The following is a 24,274-nucleotide window of genomic DNA, read 5'->3' as shown; positions in this document are numbered from 1 at the left end:
CGCCGTTCAGTGCGAAGCGTCGGCCATCGGTTGCGCGAGCGGCGCATCGACCCACTCGGCACCTTGCGGCGGCACGGCGAGGAAGCGCCTGTACAGTTCGGTTTGCGTCGCGTGCACGTCGAGATCCTTGAACTGCGCCGGATAGAACCACTTCGCAAACGCTTCGATCGCCAGAATGTTGTACGGCGAGTCGTAGTAGTTGTGCGAGATGCCATGCGCGTTGCCATCGTGGATGGCCTTGATAGTGTCGAAGCCGGGGCGCGCGACCAGTTGCGCGAGGCTCGCGCGCGCATCGTGCTCGCTCGTCAAGGCGCCGACGCGCAGCGACGCGAGGCCCGGTTTCGTGCGGCTGCCCGTGGCGATGTAGACGTCGGGTTGCGCGGCAATGACCTGTTCCATGCTGATGTCGCCGAGTACGCCCGGCACGAGGCCTTGCGCGATGTTGCGGCCGCCGGCGGCCTGTACGAACTCGCCGAAGTTGCCGTTGCCTGCCGTATGGCAGCAACCGGCGTCCCACACGCCTGCGAGCAGATCGACGAATACCTTCGGACGCTGCGCTTCAGGCACGCGGTTCACGACGCTCTCCACGCGCGCCAGATGCTGCTGATAGAACTGGATGTAAGCGTTGGCCTGCTGGTCGCGATGCAGCACCGCGCCGAGCAGCTTGATGCTGGGCAGCGTGTTTTGCATCGGATGCAGACGGAAATCGACGAACACGACCGTGGTGCCCGTCGCCTCCAGTTGCTTGACGAGCGCGTTGTAGCGGCTCGGGCCGTGACCGGCAATGCTGAAGATCGCGAGATCCGGCTTGAGGCTCAGCGCCTTCTCGTCGCTGATGCTGTCTTCCGTGGCCTTGCCGATCAGCGGAATGGTCTTGATGTTGGGGAATTTCTGCGCGTAGGCGTCGTAAGTCTGCGGGTCCATCAAAGGCAGATCGCCTTGCCATCCGACGATGCGCGCCAGCGGCTTCTGTCCTTCGAGCAGCGCGACAGCCGACAACAGGCGGCTTTCACCGAGCAGGATGCGCTGCGGTTCGGCAGCAGGCACGCGCACCGTGCGGCCGGCGAGATCGGTGAAGGTCGCGGGAGCGGGCGCTGCTGCAGGCGCGCTGGCGGACGCCGCGGCGCTCGCCGGTTGCGCCGCCAGCGTGCAGGCCAGCGCGGCAGCGCAGGCCGCCAGCGTAATGGAGGACGCGGCGCGCGCCGTCGTCGACATGGCCCGCCGGCAGGCCGTGGAAAGCACGGAAATCGACATGATATAGTTGCTGGATGAGAATTATTTGCATTTACGGGCGCCACTTTAGCGGCGCGATGTAATGGCGATGTGTTGAAACGGCGCTGTTTTGTAATGGAATGTGTTGAGCCTGCCTGAGGCGCGCTCAAGGTGGACAATGCGCGCTGCGCGGCGCACGCCCTACAGCGAAGTCACGAAGAAAAAGAGTTTTGGATGGACCACATACTTGTCGTCGATGACGACCCGAACATTCGCCAGCTGCTCGGCGACTATCTGCGCAGCATGGGCTATCAGGCGACCACGGCCACCAACGGCGCGCAGATGAAGCAGATCGTCGCGGCCTCGCAGATCGATCTCGTCGTGCTCGACCTGATGCTGGACGGCGAGGACGGACTGGAACTGACGCGTGAGCTGCGCCGCGAGCGCGGCATGCCGATCGTGATCCTGAGTGCGCGCGGCGGCTTGCTCGACCGTATTCTCGGTCTGGAAATGGGCGCCGACGACTACCTGCCCAAACCGTTCGATCCGCGCGAACTGGTCGCGAAGATCAAGTCGGTGTTGCGTCGCGCGCGCAGCACGCCGGGCGCGCGTCCCGCCGATGCCGCCGCGTTCGTCCGCTTCGCGGGCTGGAAGCTCGATACGCGCATGAAGCAGATGCTGTCGCCCGAAGGCGTGGTCGTGTCGCTCGGCGGCTCGGACTACCGGACGCTGCGCACGCTGCTCGATCATCCCAACCGGCCGCTGTCGCGCGAGTTTCTGCTCGATCATGTGTTCGACAAGGAGCACACGCCTTTGGACCGCTCGATCGATGTGTGCGTCAGCCGCCTGCGCCATCATCTGAAAGACGCTGCGCGCAGTGCCGCGTTGATCCGCACGGTGCGCAACGAAGGCTACATGCTGGTCGCCGACGTGTCGTTCGAAGCATGAGCCGCACGATGAAGCTGCGTGCGTGGCCCGACTCGCTGTTTGGAAGGCTCGTGATGATTCTCGCCGTGGGCATGTTTGCAGGGCAGTTGCTCACCAGCACGATATGGTTCGAAACACACGATAACCGCACGCTGGAAATTCCTGCGCGCCTCTTTGCGAGCCGTCTCGCGGATACGGTGCGGTTATTGCAACACGCGCCCGATGCGGCGGCGCGCGATGCGATCGTCAAACAGCTGGCGGACGCGCGTTACCGGATGCAATGGACCGACACACCGCAGCCCGCGCAGGATACGTCGCTCGCGAAGCGCTCGATCAGCGATCTGATCACAGGCGTGATCCGCAGGCGTCTTGGCGAGCCCGTCGATATGCGCCTGATCGATGCCGAGCTGCGCGACGAGGAGCACAAGCATAAGGGCATCTTGAGCCTGTTCGATTCACGCATGCCGACAGGCGATTTTCACGTGCAACTGAAAGTGCCCGGTGGTGCGTGGCTCGACGTGCAGGCCAATGAAGGGCAGGCGGGCATGCAGAGCGAGCCGGGTTCGCTCGTGTTCGACTATCTGGTGCGGATCTATCTGATCCGCTTCATCGCGATCTGCGTGCTGGCGTTGATCGCCGTGCGCTTCGCGGTGCAGCCCTTGCGCGATCTCGCGAAGGCCGCCGATGCACTCGGGCGCAACATCTATCGTCCGCCCTTGCCGGTGCGTGGTCCGCTCGAAGTGCGCAGCGCGGCGATGTCGTTCAATTCGATGCAGCGTCAGTTGACGGAGAGCATGGCGGAGCGCACGCGCTTTCTGACGGCTGTATCGCACGATCTGCGCTCGCCGCTGACGCGACTGCGTCTGCGTGCCGAGATGTTGCCCGATGCGCAATGGCGCGAACGCCTGCGCGGCGATCTCGACGACATGGAAGCGATGGTGCGCGCGACCTTGAATGCAGTGCAAGGGATCGAAGTCACGGAGGAGCGCCGCGAGATCGATCTCGATTCGATGCTCGAAAGCCTCGCTGAAGATGCGCGTGAAGCGGGGCTGAAGGTGAACGTGGATGGACGGGCGCTGCGGCCTGTCGCGGGCTATCCGCGCAACCTGAAGCGCTGCTTGCAGAACCTGCTCGATAACGCGATTCGCTATGGCGGCGAAGCATCCATTCATGTCGCCGACGACGGACGCGTGGTGCGCGTAGCGATTCGCGACAACGGGCCGGGTATTCCAGACGAAGCGATGCTGACGCGCGTTTTCGAGCCTTATTTTCGCGGCAACGCAGCGGGCGTGAGCGAAGGAACGGGACTCGGCCTGACGATCGCGCAAAGCATCGCGGCGACGCATGGCGGTACGTTGACGCTAAGCAATCGTAGGGAAGGCGGACTCGAGGCCGCGCTCGTGTTGCCGCGTGAGGGATAACAGGCGCGCCTCATAAACGGACGATGCCGCCGCGCATGCATGTCTTATGCGCGGCGGCATCGTGTCAGGCGGAACTTGCAGTGACTCAGTGAGCCGGCTTGATGTCGAACTTGTCGATCGCAACGCCGAGATTGATCCCTTCGCCGGAACCGGACAGGGCCATCGACACCGTGCCCTTGGTGACAACCTGCGCCTCGCCGCTCTGCACGACACCAGCCGATGCGCCGGCTTGTGCGTAGCTGCCGTAGACTTCCTTGATGCTATAGAGATTGCTGATATCGCCTTTGCCCGTGACGCGGAACTTGCCGGCCGTGAGGCCGCCGCCGTGCATCTGGATCGTGACATTGGCGTGTTGACCGTTATCGCACGATACGCGGCCATGACCCGCAGCGTGCTGATAGATCGCGGACCATCCCGAAAGGCTGTACGTCAGATGGCATTTCAATGGCGCCGCAGCTTCTGCACTGGACATGTGCAAACCGGTCAACGCGGCGAAACCCAACAATACGGCAGTGGTCGAGCGGAAAGTTCTTTTACCCATTAAAGGTCTCCGTAAGCAAAACACAAGATGGTTTGATGCTTCTGATGGTGGTCGCACGATCAGCGAGATCATAAACGAACCACATTTCTGGCGCCTGCAAGGACGCACGCCAGTGCGAAGCCCGAGGAGCCGCCTCATCGACGCCTGCTTGCGGGTACGTGCAGGCAGGGCAATTTCATACCAAACGGCGCAAGACCGTTCAATCTTCCGGCCAGACCGGTTTCGTATGCTGCTCATGTTGTGGCGGAAGCGCGCCCAGGACCTCACCTGACAGCAGGAGATTGCATGCCCGTGCCGGGAAGGCGAAGAAGCGTATATGTGAGCGGCATCGCTGCCTTGCTGGTTTCGCTGGAAACAGGCTGCGCGTATTCGCCGTCGATGGCCGTGCTTGGTGCCTACTTTCCTGACTGGCTGTTCTGCATCGTCGCGGGCGTCGTGCTGACCGTGATCGTGTATCAGGTTGCCGCGCGCTTGCCTGCCGGTTGCCGGATCGGGCCTTCGGCCGTGGTCTATCCCACGCTCGTGACGCTATTGGCATTGATCACCTGGCTGGTCTTCTTCAAGCAATGAATCCAGGCAAGGGAGTGTCATGACGACGCCGGCAAACGCGACGGCCTCGCGCAACAGGTATTGGGTGATCGCGTTGGTCGCCGCGACCGTGTTGCTGCTCGTCTTCGTGATTCACAGCATCGATCGCGAGCCACGCACCGACGACGCCTACGTCTATGCCGACACGATCGACGTCGTGCCTGAAGTCAACGGACGCATCGTCGAACTGGCCGTGCGCGACAACCAGGCGGTCAGACAGGGCGAACTGCTGTTCCAGATCGATCCGCGTCCGTATCAGGATGCGCTGGCGCGTGCGCATGCCAGTCTCGCCGCCCTCAACCAGCAGATCGCGCTGACCCAGCGCACCGTCAATGCGCAGCAGTACAACGCGCAGTCTGCCCGTGCGGCTGTCGAGCGTGCGCGCGCTGCCGCAAACCAGGCCGCCGACACGCTGCATCGCACGGCGCCGCTGCTGTCGCAAGGCTACGTGTCGGCGCAGGACGTCGATCTCGCCCGCACCGCACAACGCGCGACGCAAGCCGAACTGGCCGCTGCCGAGTTGCAGGCGCAGCAGGCAGCTGCTGCCGTCAGCGGCGTCGATGCGCTGGTGGCGCAGCGCGCGGTCGTGGAAGCTGAGATCGCCATTGCCGAGCTGAATCTGGAGTTCGCGACGGTGCGCGCGCCGTTCAATGGCCGGGTCGTGTCGCTGAAGACATCGACGGGACAGTTTGCGTCGGCGCTCAAACCCGTGTTCACGCTGATCGACACACGTCACTGGTATGTGGTGGCCAATTTCCGCGAGACCGAGTTGAAGAACATTCGGGTCGGGACGCCGGCCAGCGTGTATCTGTTGAGCGATACAGGTCAGCGTTTTCGCGGTGAGGTCGAGTCGATCAGTTATGGCGTGCTGCCGAACGAAGGCGGTCTCGCGTTGCCAGGCGGCCTGCCGCACATCGAGCGCACGCTCAACTGGGTGCATGTCGCGCAGCGCTTCCCCGTCAGGATTCGCGTTGAGAACCCGAATGCGGCCCTGTTCCGCGTCGGCACCTCTGCGGTTGCCGTGCTGTATCCCGGCAGGCGCGAGACGCAACCGGCCGCCTCTGAGGCACGGCCATGAGCTTCACGGATCACCTGCCGCTGACGCTGCGCGATGCGGCCGCTTTCATGCGCGCCGAGCTCGCGCCGTTTCCTGGGCGCGTCAACGTCATGCTGCGTGCGCTGCTGACCAGTGCAATCGTGATCGTAACTTCGCTGACGCTCGAGGTGCCGGAACTGCCCTTGTCGCTGCTGGTGGTGTTCTATGTGACGCAGTCGAACGTCGTGGTCACGCAACTGATCGGCCTGCTGTTCATGATCGGATCGACGCTCGCGATCGGCCTGTCCATCCTGTTGCTGAAGTTCACGTTCGACTATCCGTTGCTGCGCATCGTCTTTTCCAGTGCGGTGTTTTTCGCCAGTGTCTATCTGATGCGCGTGCTGAAGATCGGCGTCGTGTTCTTCATCGTGGCGATCGTGGTCATTTATGTGCAGACCTTTGTCGATCAGACCGATCAGGCCGAATTGCTGATACGCGCCGTGCTGTGGGTATGGGTTGCCGTGAATTATCCGATCGCGTTGACGCTGCTGATCAACTCGTTGTTGCTGCCTGCCGAACCGCAACGGCAACTGGATGCGGAAATCCGGCGTCAGCTGCTTGCTGTCGATGGGCATCTGACATTTCAGATCGACGGCGGCAAGGCGCCCGCACCGATCACATCGCATGACGTCCAGCGAGGCGCATTGACGCTTCAGAAGCTGCTGAAGTTCGCTGCCATGCGCGACAAACGTTACCGCCAAACGCAGGCGTGGCATCTCGCGTTGATCGCAACAGTGACGCGCCTTCATCTGGGCGCGCTTGAACTGTCGGCGCGAGGTCAGCGCTTAACGGCGGCGCAGGGACGGGCGCTGCACACGTTGCGTGAGCACAGCAGGGCGCTCACCATCGCGCTTGCGGACAGCGCGCGTTATCGCATCGCGCCCATGTCCGTGCCGGAGACAGATAGCCTCACGGACGCAGCGGCCGGAATGGAGCGCGCACTTCAGGCGCTGAGCGATTTCTACGAGCGCGGCGAAGCCGTCAGCAAGCCACCGGCTGAAGCGCCGATGATAGCGAACGACGCCTGGCGCAACCCCGCGTACGCACGCTTTTCGCTGAAGACCTTGCTCGCGGTGCTCGTTTCCTATGTGTTTTACAACGCGGCCGACTGGCCGGGTGTCCACACGATCATGCTGACCTGTCTGATCGTCGCACTGCCGAGCCTCGGCGCATCGACACAGCGTGCGCTCCTGCGGGTGGCGGGCGCGCTTAACGGCAGCGCGCTGGCGCTGGGTGTGGTCGTGTTCGTGATACCGCAACTGGATACCGTCGTCGGGCTGTTGCTGATGGCGTTGGCGGTAGCCGCGTTTGCGGCGTGGATTGCGGCTGGCTCGGAACGTATCAGCTATGCCGGCGTGCAGTTGCTGTTCACGTTTTCGCTCGCAGTGCTCGGGCGATTCGGGCCGACCACCAACCTCACTGAAATCCGCGATCGAATGGTAGGGATACTGCTGGGTGTAGGTATTGCGACCTTCGTCCAGCTGGCGTTCTGGCGCGAAGGCGAGGGCGACGCGTTGCGCCAGAGTCTGGCGAATATGCTCCGGTCCATTTCCGGTTTGATTCGTGCGCGTTCTAACGGCGCGATAGCGGATGCACAGCAGCAATTGCAGACGTGGACGATCTTGAGCGACTGCGAAGCCATGCTCGCGCGCGTGGCGCTCGAACCAGACTGGCAGGAAGGCGAGCGGCCTGATCTGACTGTGCGGGCGCAAACCGTGCTCGCGCAGGCCCGCGAGATCATGCTGGCCAGCAACGCGCTGCACGATGGCCTGCACACTTCATTCGATGAACGTGCTGATCGCGTTTCAGGCGAAACCGTCAGCGCGCTGCGTGGCGTTGTGGAACAGGCTGCCGCACGTCTCGATCGCTATGCGGACGGACTCTCCGCGAGCCCGCCCGATGCGCGCCGGCCGGACCCGATTGCCTTGCCAGACCATGTCGCGGATGCGACGGTCCGCACGTATGTGCATCGTCTGGTTAGCGAGGTGTCGGCGCTGCCGGCTTGGGATTTCGCGGTATCGCGGGCCGATACTGCGCGTGGGCTGCCCAGGTATGACTGAACGTCTCCAATCGCGGCCGCCGCTTTTGCGGCGCAATCGTATGTGGACGAAGGGTATCGTCTCCGTGCTGATCTACCTGCTGGCAGGTTGTGCGCTGATCCATCACGACAGCGCTCCCTATACAACGATTGCGCCCAACGACATCCGGCTTGCCGACGACATTCATCTCGCGCGCGACGGCTGGCCCTCGGCGAACTGGTGGACTGCCTACGGCGACGCGCAACTCGATGCACTGATCACCCGCGCGCTCGCCAGTTCGCCCACCATGGTGATTGCGCGCACGCGCGTGTCGCAGGCGAAGTCGGAGGTCGAACTCGTCCAGGCCGGTTCCAATCTGCAAGTGGTCGCGCTGGGCTTGATCAACGAGCAGCATACGTCGTCGCATGGGTTCCTCGGCCCCTATGCGCTGAATGAACCGGCGTTGGGCTTTACCGGCCCGTGGTACACCGAGGGCATCGTCGGGTTTGGCGCGAGCCTGAACCTGGACATCTGGGGCAAGCAGCGCGCGGAGGTGGCGGCGTCGCTGGGTGTGCAGAATGCGCGGCTGGCGGAAACATCGGCGGTCGAACTGGAAATTTCAACGGATGTCGCGCAGCTTTATTACGGCATTCAGACCGACTATCAGTTGATCGGGCTGCTCGAACAATGGGAGCAGATTGCGCAGTTCTCGCTCGGCGCACATGAGGCGCGTGCTGCGCGCGGACTGGAGTCGCACACGGCAATCGAAGACTCGCGAGCGCTGGCGCTGGGCTTGCAGCAGCGGCTGGTCAACGCACGCGCGCAGGTCGTGCAATTGCGTGAATCGCTGCGTGCGCTGATCGGTGCCGGTGTCGACGATCTGCCGACGATCCAACCTGTTTCGATGCCCGCTTTGCACACCGCGTTGCCGTCCACGCTGTCGTACGAATTGCTGGCGCGCCGACCCGACTTGCAGGCGATGCGCTGGTACGTGCAGGTATCGTTTGATCGGGTGGATGCCGCCAAAGCGGCGTTTTATCCGAGCCTCGATATCAAGGCGTTTTTCGGACTCGATGCGCTTCATCTGGCGGATCTGTTCACGCGCGGCAGCCAGCAGTTCAATCTGATTCCTGGCCTGTATCTGCCGATATTCGACGGCGGTCGCCTGAACGCGAATCTGAGCGGTACGCGCAAGGCGAGCGACATACTGATCGAGCAATACAACCAGGCGGTGCTCGACGCCGTGCGCGATGTCGCGCAAACGGGTAACCGGTTGCAGTCGCTGAATACGGCGGCGCAGTTGCAAACACAGCGGGTGGCGTCTGTCGCGTTTGCACGCGACAGCGCCGAGGCTCACTATCAGCGAGGACTCGCCGACAGGCTGACGGCCATGGAAGCGCGCCAGCCGGTGATCGCCGAACAGCTTGCGTTGCTGGAGCTGGACGGACAGCGTTTGAGTCAGGACATCGCGCTGGTGAAGGCGCTCGGCGGCGGGTATCGCGCCGAGCCGCCTGTCGAGCTAAAGCCGCGCTGATTCACAAAACAACTCCGCGCGCCGCTGGTTTTCCGCGCTTCGTGACTTGTGACACAATGAAAGACGCTGCCACGGATTGTGTTTTGCGGCCATCTCCTGCGTTGGCCGCTCATTGCTCGCGGATCGTGCCATGCTTCAGAACCTCATGTCGTCGCTCAGCCGTGCGAAACTGATTTCAATCGACGAGATCCTGAGCGCGCGCCCTCAACAACCCATTGCCACCACGCGTGGGCGCGGCTGGAAGGGTGTGACAGTCGATCTGCATCGTCCGTATTTCAATTGCGCCGAAACCTATGCCGGTCTCGATCATCACCTGATCGGCTATTGCCCTTCGGGGACGGCAAAACTCATACAGACGCGCGCGGGCGCCACGCACAAGACCATCATCACGGCGGGTGCGAGCTATATCATGCCCGCCGGCTACGACTCCACCTGGGAAGGCGATTCGGGGATGTCCGCGCGTCTGCGAGTGCCGACGGCACTCGTGGATGCAGCCGCGGAGCAGTTGGGGCGCCGCAAGGCCGAAGTGGAAATCCGTAACGTGTTTCTGATGCGCGACACCGTGATCGAACGCTTCGCGCAGATGCTGCTCGTCGAACTCGACCGGCAGGTGCATCCCGTCCAGACATTGATCGTCGATTCGATTTCGACGGCTCTGGTCGCACATCTGCTGCGCAGCTATAACGAACACGAACCCGTCGAGTGTGCCGCAGAAGGTTTGCTCAGTGGGCTGGAGATTGCGCGCCTGACTGAGTTTATCGAAGACAATCTCGATCGCACGATCAGCCTCGAAGATCTCGCTTCAATCGTGCATGTGAGCCGCTTTCATTTCAGCCGTCTGTTCAAGCGCAGCACGGGTGGTACGGCCATCGGCTTTGTCGAGCAATGCCGCATACGCCGTGCGCAGGCGCTGATTACCGATACCGATCTGCCGCTGTCGCAGATTGCGCTGATGGTGGGCTTTGTCGATCAAAGCCATTTCACACGGCGGTTTCATCGGCATGTGGGCTGTACGCCCGCCGTGTTCGCGCGCGAGCGGGGGCGCAGACGTTCCGCGCGCCACGACGGCATGACACCTTAGATATGTGTTGCCCACCCGCCGGCTGCCATTGCGGCCTGGCGCAGCGCCTCCGACCACGCGGGAAACGGGTGGCAGATATGCGCAAAATCGTCGCAAAGCATGGATGCTTCCATCGCAATCGCCACTTGTGAAATCAGATCGGCTGCGCCCGGACCGATGAGATGCGCACCCGCGATGCGATTCGTGCGGGCATCGACCACCAGCTTCACGAAGCCTTCAGCGATGCCATCCATTGCGGCACGGGCGTTAGGCGCGAGTGGATGGAAGCCCACCTTGCACGGTAATCCCGCGCGCACGAATTCGTCCTCTGTCTTGCCGATCATCGCGACTTCTGGCGTGGTGTAGAGGACTTGAGGAATCAGCGAATAATCGACGAAGCCTGGCAAGCCTGCGATCCGCTCGGCGCAGGCTATCGCTTCATCTTCCGCTTTCGACATCAGCATGGGACCCGTTGCGGCGTCGCCGACCGCCCATATTGCCGGACCTTTTCCAGTGGACGCCCGCTGCAGCAACGCGCCTTGCGAGTCGGCCTGCAGACCGCTGCCCGCGAGGTCGAGGCTGTTCGTCGATGGCCGCCGGCCGATGGCGACCAGCACGGCTTCTGCATCGACCGTCGTGATTGCGCGGGATGTCGCGGTGCGTAACTGTATCGACACACCACCGGCGTGCCTGTCGATCGCGACTACCTCGCTGCGCAATCTGATCGCTATGCCTTGTCGTTTTAGCGAGCGTTCGAGGGCGGCCGTCACATCGCGGTCGTACCAGTTGCATATCCGGTCGTGCTGTTCAATCAGCGTCACGCGTGAACCGAGGCGACGCCAGATCGAACCGAGTTCGACGCCGACAGCACCCGCACCGATAATGGCGAGATGCGCAGGCACCCGGTCGAGCGATAACGCGTCGGCTGAATCGAGGATCTGCACGTGATCGAAAGCAGCAAACGGTAGGGGAATCGGCTCGGAACCCGTTGCGATGACGATGGAGGTGCCGCGCAAGATTCGCCTTGCGCCCTTCGTATGCCGGATTTCGACTCGTCCATGAGTGGCCAGTGCAGCATGCCCGTGGAGGAGTGTGATGTCGTGCTTTCGTAATAGCGTGTGAACGCGCTTCGACATCGTTTCGACGATTGCGTTCTTGTGGGCCATCATCTGCGCGAGATCGAGCGTGGTTGCACACTGAATGCCTAGCGCGTTGTAGTTTCCCTTGCGGATCCGATCGTATAGGTCGGAACTGCGTAACAGCACACGCGAAGGAATGCAGCCAGTCCGGATGCCCATTCCGCCAACGCACGATGCCCGTTCAACACAGGCAACGGACAAGCCGAGCTGGCTCGCGCGAATTGCAGCGTTATAGCCGCCCGCGCCGCATCCGATGACTACCACATCGAAATGGTCCATCAACTTTGCGCCTTTGAATCACAGCAGAGAAGATGCGTGAATGGAGAGAAGAATCGTGACCTGACCGCTGCTGCATGACTTCGACATAGAGAGGTGTTTTCAGGCTATCAGGCGCTGCAAAGACGGGATTGAACACTTGTGCTGACTTTGGTCGATACTTGACGGGAAACATCTGCTTATCGACGTTCCGATACTTCATTCAAGGGCTTCACGTCGCTGGAATATTGGCGTGATAGCATTTTTGTCGAGCTGGATTAGAAGTAACGGATTTGCAGTAACAGCGGGCTAACGGGCACTGTGACATGTCAACGATCCACCAGAGCGCAGATAACCCCGTCACGATCGATCAGATCGTTCATGTCCTGTCGCATCGTCCCACTGCGACGACTCGCGAGCGGGTGTGGTCGGGTGTGACAGTGGACATGTACGCTCCCCTTCACGATATATCCGAGCGGTATCCCGCTCTCGATCATCATCTAATCTGTTATTGCCCTTCGGGCAGTGCACGTCTCGTTCAGGGGCGCGACGGGCAAGTTCACGAAAGTCTCATTTCATCTGGCGTTTCGATGCTCATGCCTGCGGGATACGATTCGCTCTGGGAGGGCAATGCTTCCGCGACTGCGCGGCTGCGTATTCCCACTGCACTGATTGCCTCTGCCGGTGAGCAGATCGGACGACACGGTACGACGCAGATCGAGATCAGAAATGTGTTCGAGACGCGCGATCCTGTCATCGAACATATCGCCCAGGTTCTCATGGGAGAACTCGAACGCAAGCCTCATCCCACGCAAACGCTGATAGTCGATCACATGTCCGTCGCGCTCGCGGCGCATCTGATCCGAAGCTACAACGCATTCGAACCGGTGATTCCACAGGAACGATCCGCGTTGAGCAAAAGAGAAGTTGCGCAGATTACCGAATACATCGAAGACAATCTCGACCGGTCGATCGGACTCGACGAACTTGCGTGCATCGTCAATGTGGGCCGATTCCATTTCACAAGACTCTTCAAGCGCAGCACGGGGATGACGGCGATCAGTTTCGTCGAGCAGTGCCGCATTCGCCGCGCGCAGACCTTGCTGATCGAAACCAGCATTGCGCTAGCGGAAATTGCTCTCATGACGGGCTTCTCGGATCAGAGTCATTTCACGCGCCGCTTTCATCGTCATACGGGGCGCACGCCGGCAGCATTTGCGCGCGAGCATGGGCGCCGCCGAGGTGGTTCGAAAGAACCGCTGTGAGCTTGCCAGATGAGTGCGCGTCGCGCTGAAAATGCGCGCACTACGGTGAAGTTGTGCCGTTTCGTGCGTGCATGCTATGTACTATCAAATGGTCAAGCGATAGCGGGCCAGGTCCGAGCGCCATGATGCCAACGGCGAGCGAAGCCCAATACAGATGAAAATTCGCCCAGCCGTCCGGAAACACAAGCTGGATGACGCACGTCATCACCAGCAGCGCGAGCGCCACAAAGCGGGTTGCGAGTCCCAGTACGAGTAGAACAGGGAGTGTGATTTCGGCCATCGCAACGACAAGCGCGACGACATCGGGCGCGGGGAACGCATAGGCACTGCCGAAGATGTGCAGCTTGAACTGGTTTTCGAACAGATAAAGCGTAGCGGGCGAGATAGAGAGCACGCCATCCCATCGCGTGAGACCCGAGCGAAAGAACGGCAAGGCTAGCGCTATTCGCAGCAAGGGTGGCGCAACGAGCCAGCCGAACTTCCTGATCAGTTCAGCGGCCTTGCACACCATCGGCGCGAAGTGTCCTTTTGCGGTGGCTTCAAGCTGACTCATCGATACCTCGCAAGTGAGCGGAATCTGCAGCCCTCGTTTTCAAGCCGACAATCGCACCGATCGAGAACAGATCGCGCAATGCACCGGCCAGATCGAACGCGGCATGCACGGCGAGTGCGAGTGTAGTTGCGCCTTCCATCGAGTTGCCGACTGCAAGGCCACGGATGAACGCTGCCGCTCCGACGGGCAATGTGCGAACCTCGACCTCGGCATGCGCACGAAGCACGAGCGCATCTTCGCCGCCTGCTGCGATGTCGATCCCCATTGGCGGGCCTCCGTCGATGTTCATCTGCCATATCTGCACGATGGGGAAACAGGACTGAACGACACGCGCAGACGGATGCAGCGTGAGCCGCAAATGCGGAAGATGATGGGAGGCCATGTCCACAAGCAGAGCGTGACTGACGGGCGATGCTTCATCGGCGTGATAGGCCTCGGCCCACGCCCGCTCGAGTCGTGCGACGTCGCGCAGATAGGGCACGCTGCGCGCAGGCTCGAACCGCTCGATGAAATCGGGAAACGTTTTGCCATAGTCGAGCATGACGGGCGACTTCGGCGGTTCGAGTGCGACGTAGATGCGAGCCATTGCTGCAAAGAACTCTTCGCCGACTATGCGATGCACCGCAGGAAATGCAGCCTGCAAGGTGTTGACCAGTCCCGCGACGACGTTGTTGCGGTACACATTGAAGCGCTTGTCGTCGGTTCGCTGGTCGGGGCCGATCAGGCCGGATGGCACAGGCCTGGTCGGGTCCAGTAACGCCGACGCGAAGCACCGTTGCCGTTCGGATAGCGAGTGCGAATACGGGCTCACGACAGAACCGGCCGTTGTACGACATTGGTCCAGAACTGGCGAAGACTATCGACACCACCCGCCGTCGAACTCCAGAGCGTCGTGTCACTCACCAGCAAGTTGCCTGCAAACGTCTCTTTGCGCGATTGCAGTAGTGCATCGAAAGTCGTGTGCTGTTGTGCAAACGGATGCGGCGGAGCGTGCGTATCGATGCGCTGACGCACAAGCACATCGAGTTTGTCTAACGCTTCGCCAAGGCGTTCGAGTTGCGGCAGATGCGGATGCAGATTGAACGTGCTGACGTTTTGCAGCAGGCCAAGTCGATCGAGCGCCATATCGGCTTCGATCGGTGCGGGCGTGCCGTCTGCTTCGCTTGCCGGTCGCATGCCGAAGCGATTCTCGACAGGTACGCCCAGTCCGGCTAGCAGCGAGCGCGCGAAACCGCCGAACCTTTGCCGGGGCGGAATCGTTTTATCCCCGTGATGTTCGAATTCGGCTATCTGACGTGTCAACTGCTCGCTTTCCGGGAGCGCCGCGACATCGCCGATATCATGATGCGGGCAAATAAACGCGACATGGTCCGGATGATCGAGGAACGCACGGAGCGCTTCGATCTCTTCAGGCTGCGCAGACTGCATCGTTCTCAGTGAATCGAAACTGATCACGATCAGCGTGTCGATTCCATGGAGAAGTTCCGCATCTAATGACGTGATACTTCCGTCGTCTGTCACGCGCTCGATTTCGACCACACTTTGACCTGTCAGCGAAGCCGTCAGATCGATGAAAGCGGTGAAGTTACGCTTCATGATGTGATCGAGAAAACCCGCGACACTCTGGTCGAACTGATCCACATCCGCAAATTCGTGAAATCGTGGAAAGACCATTCTGCGGCTTTCGAACAGTGTCGGGAATCGATCGTCTATCACCTGAAGCGGTGCGCCTGTTTCACCAGGACGACTCCACGCGTAATAGACCATGATGTGCCGTTTGCTCATGATGTCGATACCTCCGCTGAATTGCGCTGCATTCCATTACGCGCCGTCTCCGTTTCGAGCATGCACGGATGCATAACGGCATCGTCGATGATCATGTCGGCCTGTTTCGCTTCTGCATTTAGCGTCGTCCAGTCGGGCACGTTGGCGTCCCATTCGATCAAGGTCGGAATAGGCCCTGTCTTGCCGATGACGTAGGCGAAAAGATCCCACACGTTGCGTGCAACGTGACGGTCGTGTGTGTCGATGAGCAGCGGGTTACGCTTGCCGTCGGTCTCTTGTGCGTGGCCAGCCAGATGGATTTCCTGTACGACGGCAAGCGGATATTCGTCGATATACGTGAATGGATTCCATTGCTGATTGACGGACGCGACATAGACGTTATTGACATCGAGAAGCAGACCGCATCCTGTTCGCCGCGCGACTTCCGCAATGAAACCAGTCTCCGTGTACGTGCTTTCCTCGAATGCCAGATAAGTGGATGGGTTCTCTAGCAGGATCTGCCGCCCGAGTGCTTCCTGTACTTCGTCGATATGATCGACAACGCATGTGAGGCTTTGCGCAGTGTAGGGAATGGGAAGCAGATCGTTGAGAAAGCCGCAGTCGTGACTGGACCACGCGAGGTGCTCGGAGAACACCGCGGGCTGATATCGATCGATGAGTACTTTCAGCCGTTGCAGATGATCACGATCGAGCGGCCGGTCTGCTCCAATCGACAAGCCGACGCCATGAATCGATAGAGAGTACGTCTCGCATATCGCCGACAGATACCGATGCGGCGGACCACCTGCACCCATGTAGTTCTCTGCATGCACTTCGAAAAAGCCGATGTCTGGCAGCGATGCGAGGATCACCCGGTAATGTTCAGCCTTGAGTCCAACGCCCGCTCGCGGCGGCAAGCGGGACTGGACGTTGAAAGAGCGTAGCTCCGACATGGTCAGCGTTATTCCAGAGAGAACCATGTGGCCAGACTTGCGCGGACTGGCCACATGTCGGCGTCAAGCCTTGGGAGACAGGCTGCCCGGACCGTTGGGTGTCGACATCGACGTGCACGTTCCCTTGGGAACCAGCTTGAATGCGTTGCCTTGATAGTCGGTGGTGCTGGTGCCGGCGCAGGTCGTGCCGGCGCCTGCGTAGCAATCGTTCTGCCCCTTGAGCGCGGTGCCGAAGCAGGGTTCGACCTTGCCCGATTTGACGAGCGCCGTGTGCTCCGCCTGAATCTTCTTCTGGGCAGCCGTGAATTCTTCTGCGCTTGCGGAGGCAGCCGTCAGCGCGGCGAGGGCGGCGGCAAATGCACCGACAACGAGAGTAGTGGTCTTGTAATCGCTCATACGGTTCTCCAACGTTTAACAGGGAACAGCTGTCACGACATCGCTGGTTTATCGCGTTCGATGGGCGAGCAATGAGGTGCCGCTGAATCCGCAGAATACGGAATGGAGGCCGCTGGAAGATTGCACGGGCTTGACCCGATTGGTATGGAATTGCGTGAGCTTCGTCCCATCAAGTCGTGCAAATCATCAATTAAGTAGACAAAGTTGTTGGATGAATTTACGGGAAAACCCTATAGTTAGGCATTCCCGGTCTCATCGAGCAACGCCGTCATGCCGTCCCTCACCACTCCCGATCGCAAATCGCTGCTCCGTCTCGCCGCCGTCACGGTCCTGACGGGGATCGGCGCAGGACTCGGCGGCATGCTGCTGGCGTTGCTGCTGCATGCCATCCAGCACATCGCGTACGGCTACAGCCTCGATGCCATCATCGGCGGAGAAAGCTTTCTGCAAGGCGTGGGCGGCGCGTCGCCAATCCGGCGTGTGCTCGTCATGACGTTCTGTGGCCTGATTGCGGGGTTCGGCTGGTGGGCGGTGCGCCGCTTCGGCCGTCCGCTCGTCAGCATCAAGCAGGCGGTCAAATTCCCCGACACCCCCATGCCGATGCTCAGCACGCTCGCTCACGCGCTGCTGCAGATCGTCACAGTCGCGCTTGGTTCGCCGCTGGGCCGTGAGGTCGCGCCGCGCGAAGTCGGTTCGCTGGTGGCAGGCTGGCTCTCACGCGTGGCGGGTCTGTCGGCAAATGAAACACGCGTGATGATCGCTTGCGGCGCGGGCGCCGGTCTTGCCGCCGTGTACAACGTGCCGCTCGGCGGCGCGGTGTTCGTGCTCGAAGTGCTGCTCGTTACGTTCGACGCAACTACCGTGGCGATTGCACTCGTGACGTCGGTGATCGCGGCCGTCGTCGCGTGGATGGGACTCGGCGACGAATCGCAGTACGCGATTCCCGCGTTCGCGTTGAGCGGCAGCCTGGTTGCGTGGTCGGTGGCAGCGGGGCCGGTGTTCGGTGTCGCGGCCTATGCTTTCTCGCGCTTGATGGAGCGTGCGCGCAACGCTGCGCCCGCGCCAGGCGGGTGGATGATCGTGCTCAACGTGCTGAACTTTGCCGCCATCGGCGTGCTTGCCGTGCATTTCCCGCAGTTGCTGGGCAACGGCAAAGGAACTGCGCAACTCGGTTTCGACAGTCAGTTGAGCATCGGACTCGCGGCAGCGTTGCTCGCCTTGAAGGTGGCCGTCAGCGCGAGCAGCCTGCGCGCCGGCGCACATGGCGGACTGCTGACGCCGGGGCTGACGGTCGGCGCGTTGCTGGCCATCGTGCTCGGCGGCGCGTGGAATCTGGCTGGGGCAAGCGTGCCGAGTGGTGCGTTTGCACTGGTTGGCGCGGCGGCGTTTCTCGCGTCATCGATGAACATGCCGATCACGGCCATCGTGCTGGTCGCCGAGTTCACGCATCTCGGGCACGACATGCTGTTCCCGGTGGTGTTCGCGGTAGCAGGTTCGATCGGCGCGAGCCGGGTGTGCGCGATGCTGGCAAACCGCGCGAACGCCACCGTGAAAACCGTGGCGGGCAAGGCGGTTCAGGAACGTCCCGCAGCGATCAAACTCGCGCCCGTCACGCACGAATGAAAATCGAACGGCGCATCACATGGGTCCATCGTGACACGCCGCAATTCAGAACGTCTCCCAGTCGGCCTCGGCGCGGCTGGCAGACGCTTCCGTTTTCGATGACGCAGCAGCCGGTGTCCTGACAGGCGCCGGGCTCATCTTTTTCGAAGCAGGTGCAGGTGCAAACGCGGGCCTGGCGGCACGCGCAATAGCATTGTGCCCGACAGCACTTCCCGACATCGCTGCCTGAGCATGCTGCCCGCCCGGCAGCCTGAAGACCGACACCACTTCACGCAGCGTCCCCGCCTGCGACGCCATCGACTGCGCGGCAGCCGAAGCCTGTTCGACCAGCGCGGCATTCTGCTGCGTGACCTCATCCATCTGCGAAATGGCGACGTTCACCTGTTCGATGCCACGCGACTGCTCGCTGGACGCCGCGCTGATTTCGCCCATCAGGTCCGATACCTGACGCACGGACTGCACGATTTCGACCATCGTGCGGCCCGCTTCATCGACGAGCGCGGTGCCGCTGTTCACGCGGGTCACCGATTCGTCGATCAGATCCTTGATCTCCTTGGCTGCCGACGCGCTACGCTGTGCGAGCGTGCGCACCTCGCCCGCGACGACCGCAAAGCCGCGTCCCTGTTCGCCCGCGCGCGCAGCTTCGACGGCTGCGTTCAGCGCCAGAATGTTGGTCTGGAACGCGATCCCTTCGATCACCGAGATGATCTGCGCGACCTGCTGCGAACTGCTCGAAATGCCGCGCATTGTATCGACCACGCGGCTCACCACTTCACCGCCGCGCGCCGCCGTTTCCGAGGCTCGCGTTGCGAGTGCATTGCCCTGGCTGGCGTTGTCCGCGTTCTGGCGCACGGTCGAGGTCAGCTCTTCCATGCTCGCCGCTGTTTCTTCGAGCGAGGCAGCCTGTTCTTCCGTGCGCTGGCTCAGATCGGTGTTGCCTGCTGCGATCTGCGACGAACCCGTCGCGATGCTCTCGCTGCTCGAACGCACGCGGCTCACGGTATCGAGCAGACGTTCGTTCATGTGACGCAACGCGCCGAGCAACTGGCTCAACTCATCCTTGCCATCGACATGAATCGCTGCCGTGAGATCGCCTTGTGCGACGGTCTCGGCGACTTCGACAGAGCGGCGCAGCGGCGTCACGATCGAGCGCGTGGTGATGATGGCGATGAACGCGCCTGCCAGCAGCGCGAGCGTCGACAGCAAGATGGTCCACATGCGCGCGCTGCTGAACGCGTCGGCTGCCTTGGCGACTTCATCGACTGAGCCTTGATGATTGAGCTTGATGTCGCTGTCGATCTGATCGAGCGTCGCGGTGAAACGCGTCGACGCTTCGCCTGCCGCGAGCTGGCGCGCTTGCGCCGCGGTGGATTCACCGCCACTGATCAACTGCTCGAGCTTGCCGTCGACTTCGAGATAGCTGGCCCACGCGGTTTTGATGTTGTCGAACAGCTGCTGCTCTTCCGGCGACGACACCAGCGGCGCATACGCATTCAGCGACGCAGCGAACGCCGTCATGGCCTGCGCGTGCTGGGTGCGCATCGCCTGCATCTGGCTCGGGTCGCTGCTCAGCAGTTCGCGCAGCGACAGACGGCGCACATCGTCGGCATCGGCGCGCATCGTGCCGAGCGTTTCGACGCTCGGCAGCCAGTCGTTGCCGATCCGGTGCGTGCCGTCGTAGATGCGCGACGCCTGCAGCAGTCCGACGCCGCCGACCGCGCACAGCAGAACCAGAACGATGGCAAAGCCCGCGCCGAGTCGCGGACCGATCTTGAGAGTGTTGAGAAACGTCATGGACTGTCTTTATGCAGGTTGGCTGGATAAGTGCTTGTCTTATCGACTCGCGGCCAGGCCTTCTGCAATAAAGTTTCAAATATGACGAAGAGCCAACACGGACGCTACTGGGGCATTACGGCGTGGCGCCGCGCGAAAGCTTGCGGTGACAGCGGCGCGCCTCAAGCCTTGGGCGTTTCAGTACGAGTACTGCCGGCGAACATCGACATGCGGCTCAGGATCCATTCGAGCAGTTCGTTCGCCGCCGCCGCGAGCGGCCGTCCCGACTTGACCAGCAGACGCGCCTTCGCGCCCTGAAACAGCGGGTGATCGATCGGCACGATGGCCAGTTCCTGCGCTTCCAGTTCGCGATACGCCGCGAACTCGCCGATCAGCGTTACGCCGTCGCCATGCGCGACGAAGCGCTTCAGCGCGTTCAGCGAGTTGCTGGTGAGCGTGGCACGCAATTCGATGTTCTCGGCGAATTCCAGCATGGTCGCCGCGTGGCCGATGCCGAAGGTGGCGGGCATCAGCGCGAGCGGCCATTCGAGCAGATCCTTCACGCCAGCAGGCCCGCCGCGAACGGCCAGTGGATGATCGCGCCGCACCAGCAGCACGACGGGCTGCGCCGAACTGGCGCGGTATTCGATGCGTGGATGCGGCGGCGGGTTGTACGCAAGACCGATATGCGCGCGGCTTTCGGCGACCTGATTCAGCAGATCGTCGACGGCGAGGCTTTCGATCACCACATCGAGCTTCGGATATTTTGCGCAGAAGGGCGCGATCACTTCTTCGATCAGCGGATCGACATACCCCTCGCTGACGGCCAGTTGCACCTGGCCTTGCTGCAGCCCTTTCAGCAGATGCAGCTGATCTTCGAGCTTTTCCTGCTGCGAGCGGTAGCCGCGCCAGAACTCCAGCAGATGCATCGCGGCTTGCGTCGGTTTGACGCCGCGCGCTTCGCGCTCGAACAGCGTGGCATCGAGTTCCTCTTCGAGCAGCCTGATCTGTCGCGTGATGACGGACGGCGACGTGTTGAGGCTGTCCGCCGCGCCGCGAATCGTCCCGTGCGACAACACCTCGTGAAAGTAGCGCAGCCGTTGCTGGTTGATTTCGCGCATGTCGTCTGACTCCGTGGGTGTGAGGTGCCGTTGCTCCGTGGGCAACGAAGTGTGAACTTAGTTGCTCTTGCTCACGCATTTTTACCCCGACACCATGGCGGAACGCAAGTACGGGCATCGACCCGATCCACCGGAGACGAACATGACAGCGATACAGACCCTGAAGGAGAGCGAAGCCGTTCAGGCTCTCTACAACCGGCTCAACTGGCGGTTGCTGCCGTTTCTGCTCGCCTGCTACATGTTCGCGTATCTGGACCGCGTGAACGTCGGCTTCGCCAAGCTGCAGATGCAGAGCGATCTCGGCTTTTCCGATGCGGCGTATGGCGTCGGTGCAGGCATTTTCTTTCTCGGCTACGTGCTGTTCGAACTGCCCAGCAATCTGCTGCTGCCGAAAATCGGCGCGCGCAAGACGTTCAGCCGCATTCTCGTGCTGTGGGGGCTGACGTCGGCATGCATGCTGTTCGTGCACAACGTGCCGACGTTTTATGGCATGCGCTTTCTGCTCGGCATCTTCGAAGCGGGTTTTGCGCCGGGCATGATCTATTACCTGTCGTGCTGGTACGGACCGACCCGCATGGCGCGCGCAATTGCCATCGTGTTTCTGGCCGGGCCGCTGGGCGGCATCGTCGGCGGGCCGCTGTCGGCGTGGCTGATTTCGGCGCTCTCGGGTGTGCATGGACTGGCCGGCTGGCAATGGATGTTTCTCGTCGAAGGCTTGCCGTGCATCGTGCTCGGTGTGCTGACGCTGTTCGTGCTGTCGAATCGTCCCGCCGATGCACACTGGCTGAGCGCCGATGAAAAGCAGTTGCTGGAACGTGAAACGGGCGCAGCGCAAGCGCACCAGCATTCGTTCAAGGCGGTGGCGCGCGATCCGCGCGTCTATCTGCTCGCCTTCGCGTACTTCTCGATCATCTTCCCGATCTACGCCATCAGCTTCTGGCTGCCGACGCTGATCAAGGAGCAGGGCGTGAGCGACACGCTGCGCCTCGGCTGGTATGCGGCGATTCCGTATGTCGCGGCGGGGATCGCCATGTACGTGGCGGGCCGCAGTTCGGATCGCACAGGCGAGCGGCGTTATCACTGTGCGCTGCCCGCGTTGCTCGGCGCGCTGCTGCTGGTCGCGACGATCTTCGCGCAAGGGCATCTGTTCGCGACGCTCGCGCTGCTGACGGCTGCCACGGCCATGATGTGGATGGCGTACACGGTGTTCTGGGCGATGCCGGCCGAGTACATCAAGGGACCGGCGGCGGCGGGCGGCATTGCGCTCATCAATACGATCGGTTTGTCGGGCGGCTTCTGGGGTCCTGCGGCGATCGGCTGGGCGCGCACGGCGACGGGCAATTCGCATCTCGCGCTGTTGCTGATGGCGTGCATGCCGGTGATCGCAGGCTTGCTGATACTGGCCAACCGGCAGCCACGCGCGACGGCTCGCGTCACGCCGGAACTGACGCTCAGCCCTGAATCGAACTGACCTTTCCGAACGATCCAATCGCAGCGAGTACGAGGACGACACGCATTATGAAGATCCTGATTGCCGGTTTTCAGCACGAGACCAACACGTTTGCGCCGACGAAGGCGTCGTATCGAAGCTTTATCCAGGGCGAGGGCTTTCCGCCGCTGGTGCGCGGCAACGATGTACTGACGTTGCGCGACGTCAACGTACCGATTGGCGGTTTCATCAAGGCCGCGGAAGAAGCGGGTCACGAAATGATCCCTGTGATCTGGGCAGGCGCGAGCGCGTCGGCACACGTCACGGAAGACGCCTACGAACGCATCGCGGGCGAGATCGTCGATGCCGTGCGCGCAGGTGGCTTCGATGCGATCTATCTCGATCTGCACGGCGCGATGGTCGCCGAGCATGTCGATGACGGAGAAGGCGAACTGCTGGCACGCGTGCGTGGCGTGGTCGGTGACGCGATGCCGCTCGTCGTATCGCTCGATCTGCACGCGAACGTGACTGACAGGATGCTGCAACTCGCCGATGCCATCGTCGCGTATCGAACCTATCCGCACGTCGATATGGCGGAGACGGGCGCGCGTGCCGCCGCGCTGCTCGACAGTCTGATACGCGATGCGCGCCCTTTGAAATGCGTGTCGCGGCGTATTCCGTTCCTGATTCCCGTCAACGCGATGTGCACGCTCGTCGAGCCTGCGCTCGGCATGTACGACATGCTGGCGATGCTCGAACAGGGGACGGTTGCTTCGCTGTCGTTTGCGCCGGGTTTTCCGGCTGCCGATTTTCCCGAGTGCGGCCCGGTGATCTGGGGTTATGGCTATGACGAAGACGCGTTGTCGGATGCCATCGACACGCTCTTTCAACGTGTACTCACCGATGAATCGCGCTGGGAAGTGCAGTTCCTCTCGCCCGATGAAGCGGTCACGGAAGCGGCGCGTCTCGCGCAGCATGCGGACAGGCCGGTGATCATCGCGGATACGCAGGACAATCCGGGCGTCGGCGGGGACTCGAACACGATGGGGATGGTGCGCGCGCTGCTGCGCGCTCAGGTGCAGGACGCCGCCGTCGGCGTGATCTGGGATGCCGACGCGGCGGCAGCGGCACATCGCGCGGGTGTCGGTGCGCATATCGAGCTTGCGCTGGCAGGACGCTCGGGCGTGCCGGGCGACGAACCGCTGCATGGTGTGTTCGAAGTGGAGCAGCTGTCGGACGGGCGCTTCCGTTTCGATGGCCCGATGATGAACGGCATGCAAGGCGATCTCGGGCCGGTTGCGTGTCTGCGGATCGACGGCGTGCGGATCGTGGTCAGTACGGTCAAGATGCAGATTTTCGAGCGCAACTTCTTTCGCGTGGGTGGCGACGAGCCTGCGAGCATGATGATTCTCGTGGTGAAGAGCTCGGTGCATTTCCGTGCGGATTTTCAGGCGGCTGCGCATGCGGTGCTGGTGGCGAAAGCACCGGGGCCGATGGCGGCCGATCCCGCGGATTTGCCGTGGCAGAGGTTGGGGGCGAGTATGCGGGTGGGGCCGATGGGGGGGTCGTGTGACGACTTGCTGGAGCGGCGAGGTAGTCATCGCGG

Annotated in this window: 21 protein-coding genes; 11 read left to right on the top strand and 10 right to left on the bottom strand. The window is 61.8% G+C overall.

The window, feature by feature from the left end; all coding sequences use genetic code 11:
- Positions 1-6 precede the first annotated feature (6 nt).
- Entirely contained in the window at positions 7-1,254 is a 1,248-nt protein-coding gene (locus DK391_RS32315) for an ABC transporter substrate-binding protein (protein ID WP_109482070.1), read from the bottom strand.
- A 192-nt stretch (positions 1,255-1,446) separates the two neighbouring features.
- Between DK391_RS32315 and DK391_RS32310 the strand changes: the two genes are divergently transcribed.
- Positions 1,447-2,160 carry a response regulator transcription factor gene (locus tag DK391_RS32310; RefSeq protein ID WP_109482069.1) on the top strand — a complete coding sequence of 238 codons (714 nt, stop codon included), beginning with the start codon at positions 1,447-1,449 and terminating at the stop codon, positions 2,158-2,160.
- Positions 2,157-3,560 carry an ATP-binding protein gene (locus DK391_RS32305; protein ID WP_239483013.1) on the top strand — a complete coding sequence of 468 codons (1,404 nt, stop codon included), beginning with the start codon at positions 2,157-2,159 and terminating at the stop codon, positions 3,558-3,560. The genes DK391_RS32310 and DK391_RS32305 overlap by 4 nt, the downstream gene beginning before the upstream one ends.
- Before the next feature lie 85 nt (positions 3,561-3,645).
- On the opposite strand, the gene DK391_RS32300 is transcribed toward DK391_RS32305, so the two are convergent.
- A complete protein-coding gene (locus tag DK391_RS32300) occupies positions 3,646-4,101 on the bottom strand; it encodes a hypothetical protein (RefSeq protein WP_109482067.1) in 456 nt (151 codons plus the stop codon).
- Between the two features lie 318 nt (positions 4,102-4,419).
- Here DK391_RS32300 and DK391_RS32295 point away from each other — a divergent pair, with 318 nt between their 5' ends.
- From DK391_RS32295 to DK391_RS32275, 5 genes are all read left to right on the top strand, one after another.
- Entirely contained in the window at positions 4,420-4,671 is a 252-nt protein-coding gene (locus tag DK391_RS32295; protein ID WP_239483012.1) for a YtcA family lipoprotein, read from the top strand.
- A 19-nt stretch (positions 4,672-4,690) separates the two neighbouring features.
- The gene (mdtN, locus tag DK391_RS32290) at positions 4,691-5,767 is read left to right on the top strand and encodes a multidrug transporter subunit MdtN (RefSeq protein WP_109482065.1); all 1,077 of its coding nucleotides are present in this window, start codon (positions 4,691-4,693) and stop codon (positions 5,765-5,767) included.
- Positions 5,764-7,845 carry an FUSC family protein gene (locus tag DK391_RS32285; RefSeq protein WP_109482064.1) on the top strand — a complete coding sequence of 694 codons (2,082 nt, stop codon included), beginning with the start codon at positions 5,764-5,766 and terminating at the stop codon, positions 7,843-7,845. Before mdtN ends, DK391_RS32285 begins: the two co-directional genes overlap by 4 nt.
- A gap of 40 nt (positions 7,846-7,885) precedes the next feature.
- A complete protein-coding gene (locus DK391_RS32280) occupies positions 7,886-9,337 on the top strand; it encodes an MdtP family multidrug efflux transporter outer membrane subunit (protein ID WP_109482085.1) in 1,452 nt (483 codons plus the stop codon).
- A gap of 130 nt (positions 9,338-9,467) precedes the next feature.
- Positions 9,468-10,418 (top strand): AraC family transcriptional regulator, encoded by a 951-nt coding sequence (locus tag DK391_RS32275; RefSeq protein WP_239483011.1) that lies wholly within the window; start codon positions 9,468-9,470, stop codon positions 10,416-10,418.
- Here DK391_RS32275 and lpdA read toward each other — a convergent pair.
- Entirely contained in the window at positions 10,415-11,815 is a 1,401-nt protein-coding gene (gene lpdA / locus DK391_RS32270; protein ID WP_109482063.1) for a dihydrolipoyl dehydrogenase, read from the bottom strand. The two genes, DK391_RS32275 and lpdA, sit on opposite strands and share 4 nt — an antisense overlap.
- Positions 11,816-12,117: 302 nt before the next feature.
- Here lpdA and DK391_RS32265 point away from each other — a divergent pair, with 302 nt between their 5' ends.
- The gene (locus DK391_RS32265; RefSeq protein ID WP_109482062.1) at positions 12,118-13,056 is read left to right on the top strand and encodes an AraC family transcriptional regulator; all 939 of its coding nucleotides are present in this window, start codon (positions 12,118-12,120) and stop codon (positions 13,054-13,056) included.
- A gap of 40 nt (positions 13,057-13,096) precedes the next feature.
- Here the strand turns inward: DK391_RS32265 and DK391_RS32260 are convergent, their stop codons facing one another.
- The 5 genes from DK391_RS32260 to DK391_RS32240 all read right to left on the bottom strand — a co-directional run bounded on the left by DK391_RS32260 (position 13,097) and on the right by DK391_RS32240 (position 16,722).
- A complete protein-coding gene (locus tag DK391_RS32260) occupies positions 13,097-13,609 on the bottom strand; it encodes a DoxX family protein (protein WP_109482061.1) in 513 nt (170 codons plus the stop codon).
- A complete protein-coding gene (locus DK391_RS32255; RefSeq protein WP_239483010.1) occupies positions 13,596-14,420 on the bottom strand; it encodes a DNA-binding domain-containing protein in 825 nt (274 codons plus the stop codon). Before DK391_RS32255 ends, DK391_RS32260 begins: the two co-directional genes overlap by 14 nt.
- Positions 14,417-15,394 (bottom strand): hypothetical protein, encoded by a 978-nt coding sequence (locus DK391_RS32250; protein WP_109482059.1) that lies wholly within the window; start codon positions 15,392-15,394, stop codon positions 14,417-14,419. The genes DK391_RS32255 and DK391_RS32250 overlap by 4 nt, the downstream gene beginning before the upstream one ends.
- Positions 15,391-16,326: a DUF692 domain-containing protein gene (locus DK391_RS32245; RefSeq protein ID WP_109482058.1), complete on the bottom strand. Its 936-nt coding sequence runs from the start codon at positions 16,324-16,326 to the stop codon at positions 15,391-15,393. The genes DK391_RS32250 and DK391_RS32245 overlap by 4 nt, the downstream gene beginning before the upstream one ends.
- 63 nt (positions 16,327-16,389) lie before the next feature.
- Positions 16,390-16,722, bottom strand: coding sequence for a DUF2282 domain-containing protein (locus DK391_RS32240; RefSeq protein WP_109482057.1), 333 nt, complete (start codon positions 16,720-16,722; stop codon positions 16,390-16,392).
- Positions 16,723-16,992: 270 nt separating this feature from the next.
- Between DK391_RS32240 and DK391_RS32235 the strand changes: the two genes are divergently transcribed.
- Positions 16,993-18,345 (top strand): chloride channel protein, encoded by a 1,353-nt coding sequence (locus DK391_RS32235; RefSeq protein WP_109482056.1) that lies wholly within the window; start codon positions 16,993-16,995, stop codon positions 18,343-18,345.
- Positions 18,346-18,390: 45 nt separating this feature from the next.
- Here DK391_RS32235 and DK391_RS32230 read toward each other — a convergent pair whose 3' ends face one another.
- A complete protein-coding gene (locus DK391_RS32230; protein ID WP_109482055.1) occupies positions 18,391-20,139 on the bottom strand; it encodes a methyl-accepting chemotaxis protein in 1,749 nt (582 codons plus the stop codon).
- A 161-nt stretch (positions 20,140-20,300) separates the two neighbouring features.
- Positions 20,301-21,239 carry a LysR family transcriptional regulator gene (locus tag DK391_RS32225; protein ID WP_109482054.1) on the bottom strand — a complete coding sequence of 313 codons (939 nt, stop codon included), beginning with the start codon at positions 21,237-21,239 and terminating at the stop codon, positions 20,301-20,303.
- 142 nt (positions 21,240-21,381) lie between these two features.
- Between DK391_RS32225 and DK391_RS32220 the strand changes: the two genes are divergently transcribed.
- Both DK391_RS32220 and DK391_RS32215 read left to right on the top strand, forming a co-directional pair.
- A complete protein-coding gene (locus tag DK391_RS32220; protein ID WP_109482083.1) occupies positions 21,382-22,710 on the top strand; it encodes an MFS transporter in 1,329 nt (442 codons plus the stop codon).
- 47 nt (positions 22,711-22,757) lie between these two features.
- Positions 22,758-24,274: M81 family metallopeptidase (locus DK391_RS32215; protein WP_109482053.1), on the top strand; the 1,517-nt coding region annotated here is incomplete at its 3' end.

This window comes from Paraburkholderia sp. C35 (assembly GCF_003121405.1).
In the GTDB taxonomy this organism is placed as follows: Bacteria; Pseudomonadota; Gammaproteobacteria; order Burkholderiales; family Burkholderiaceae; genus Paraburkholderia.
Note: the sequence above shows the minus strand (reverse complement) of the source record. Positions and strands in the feature narration are given on the sequence as shown.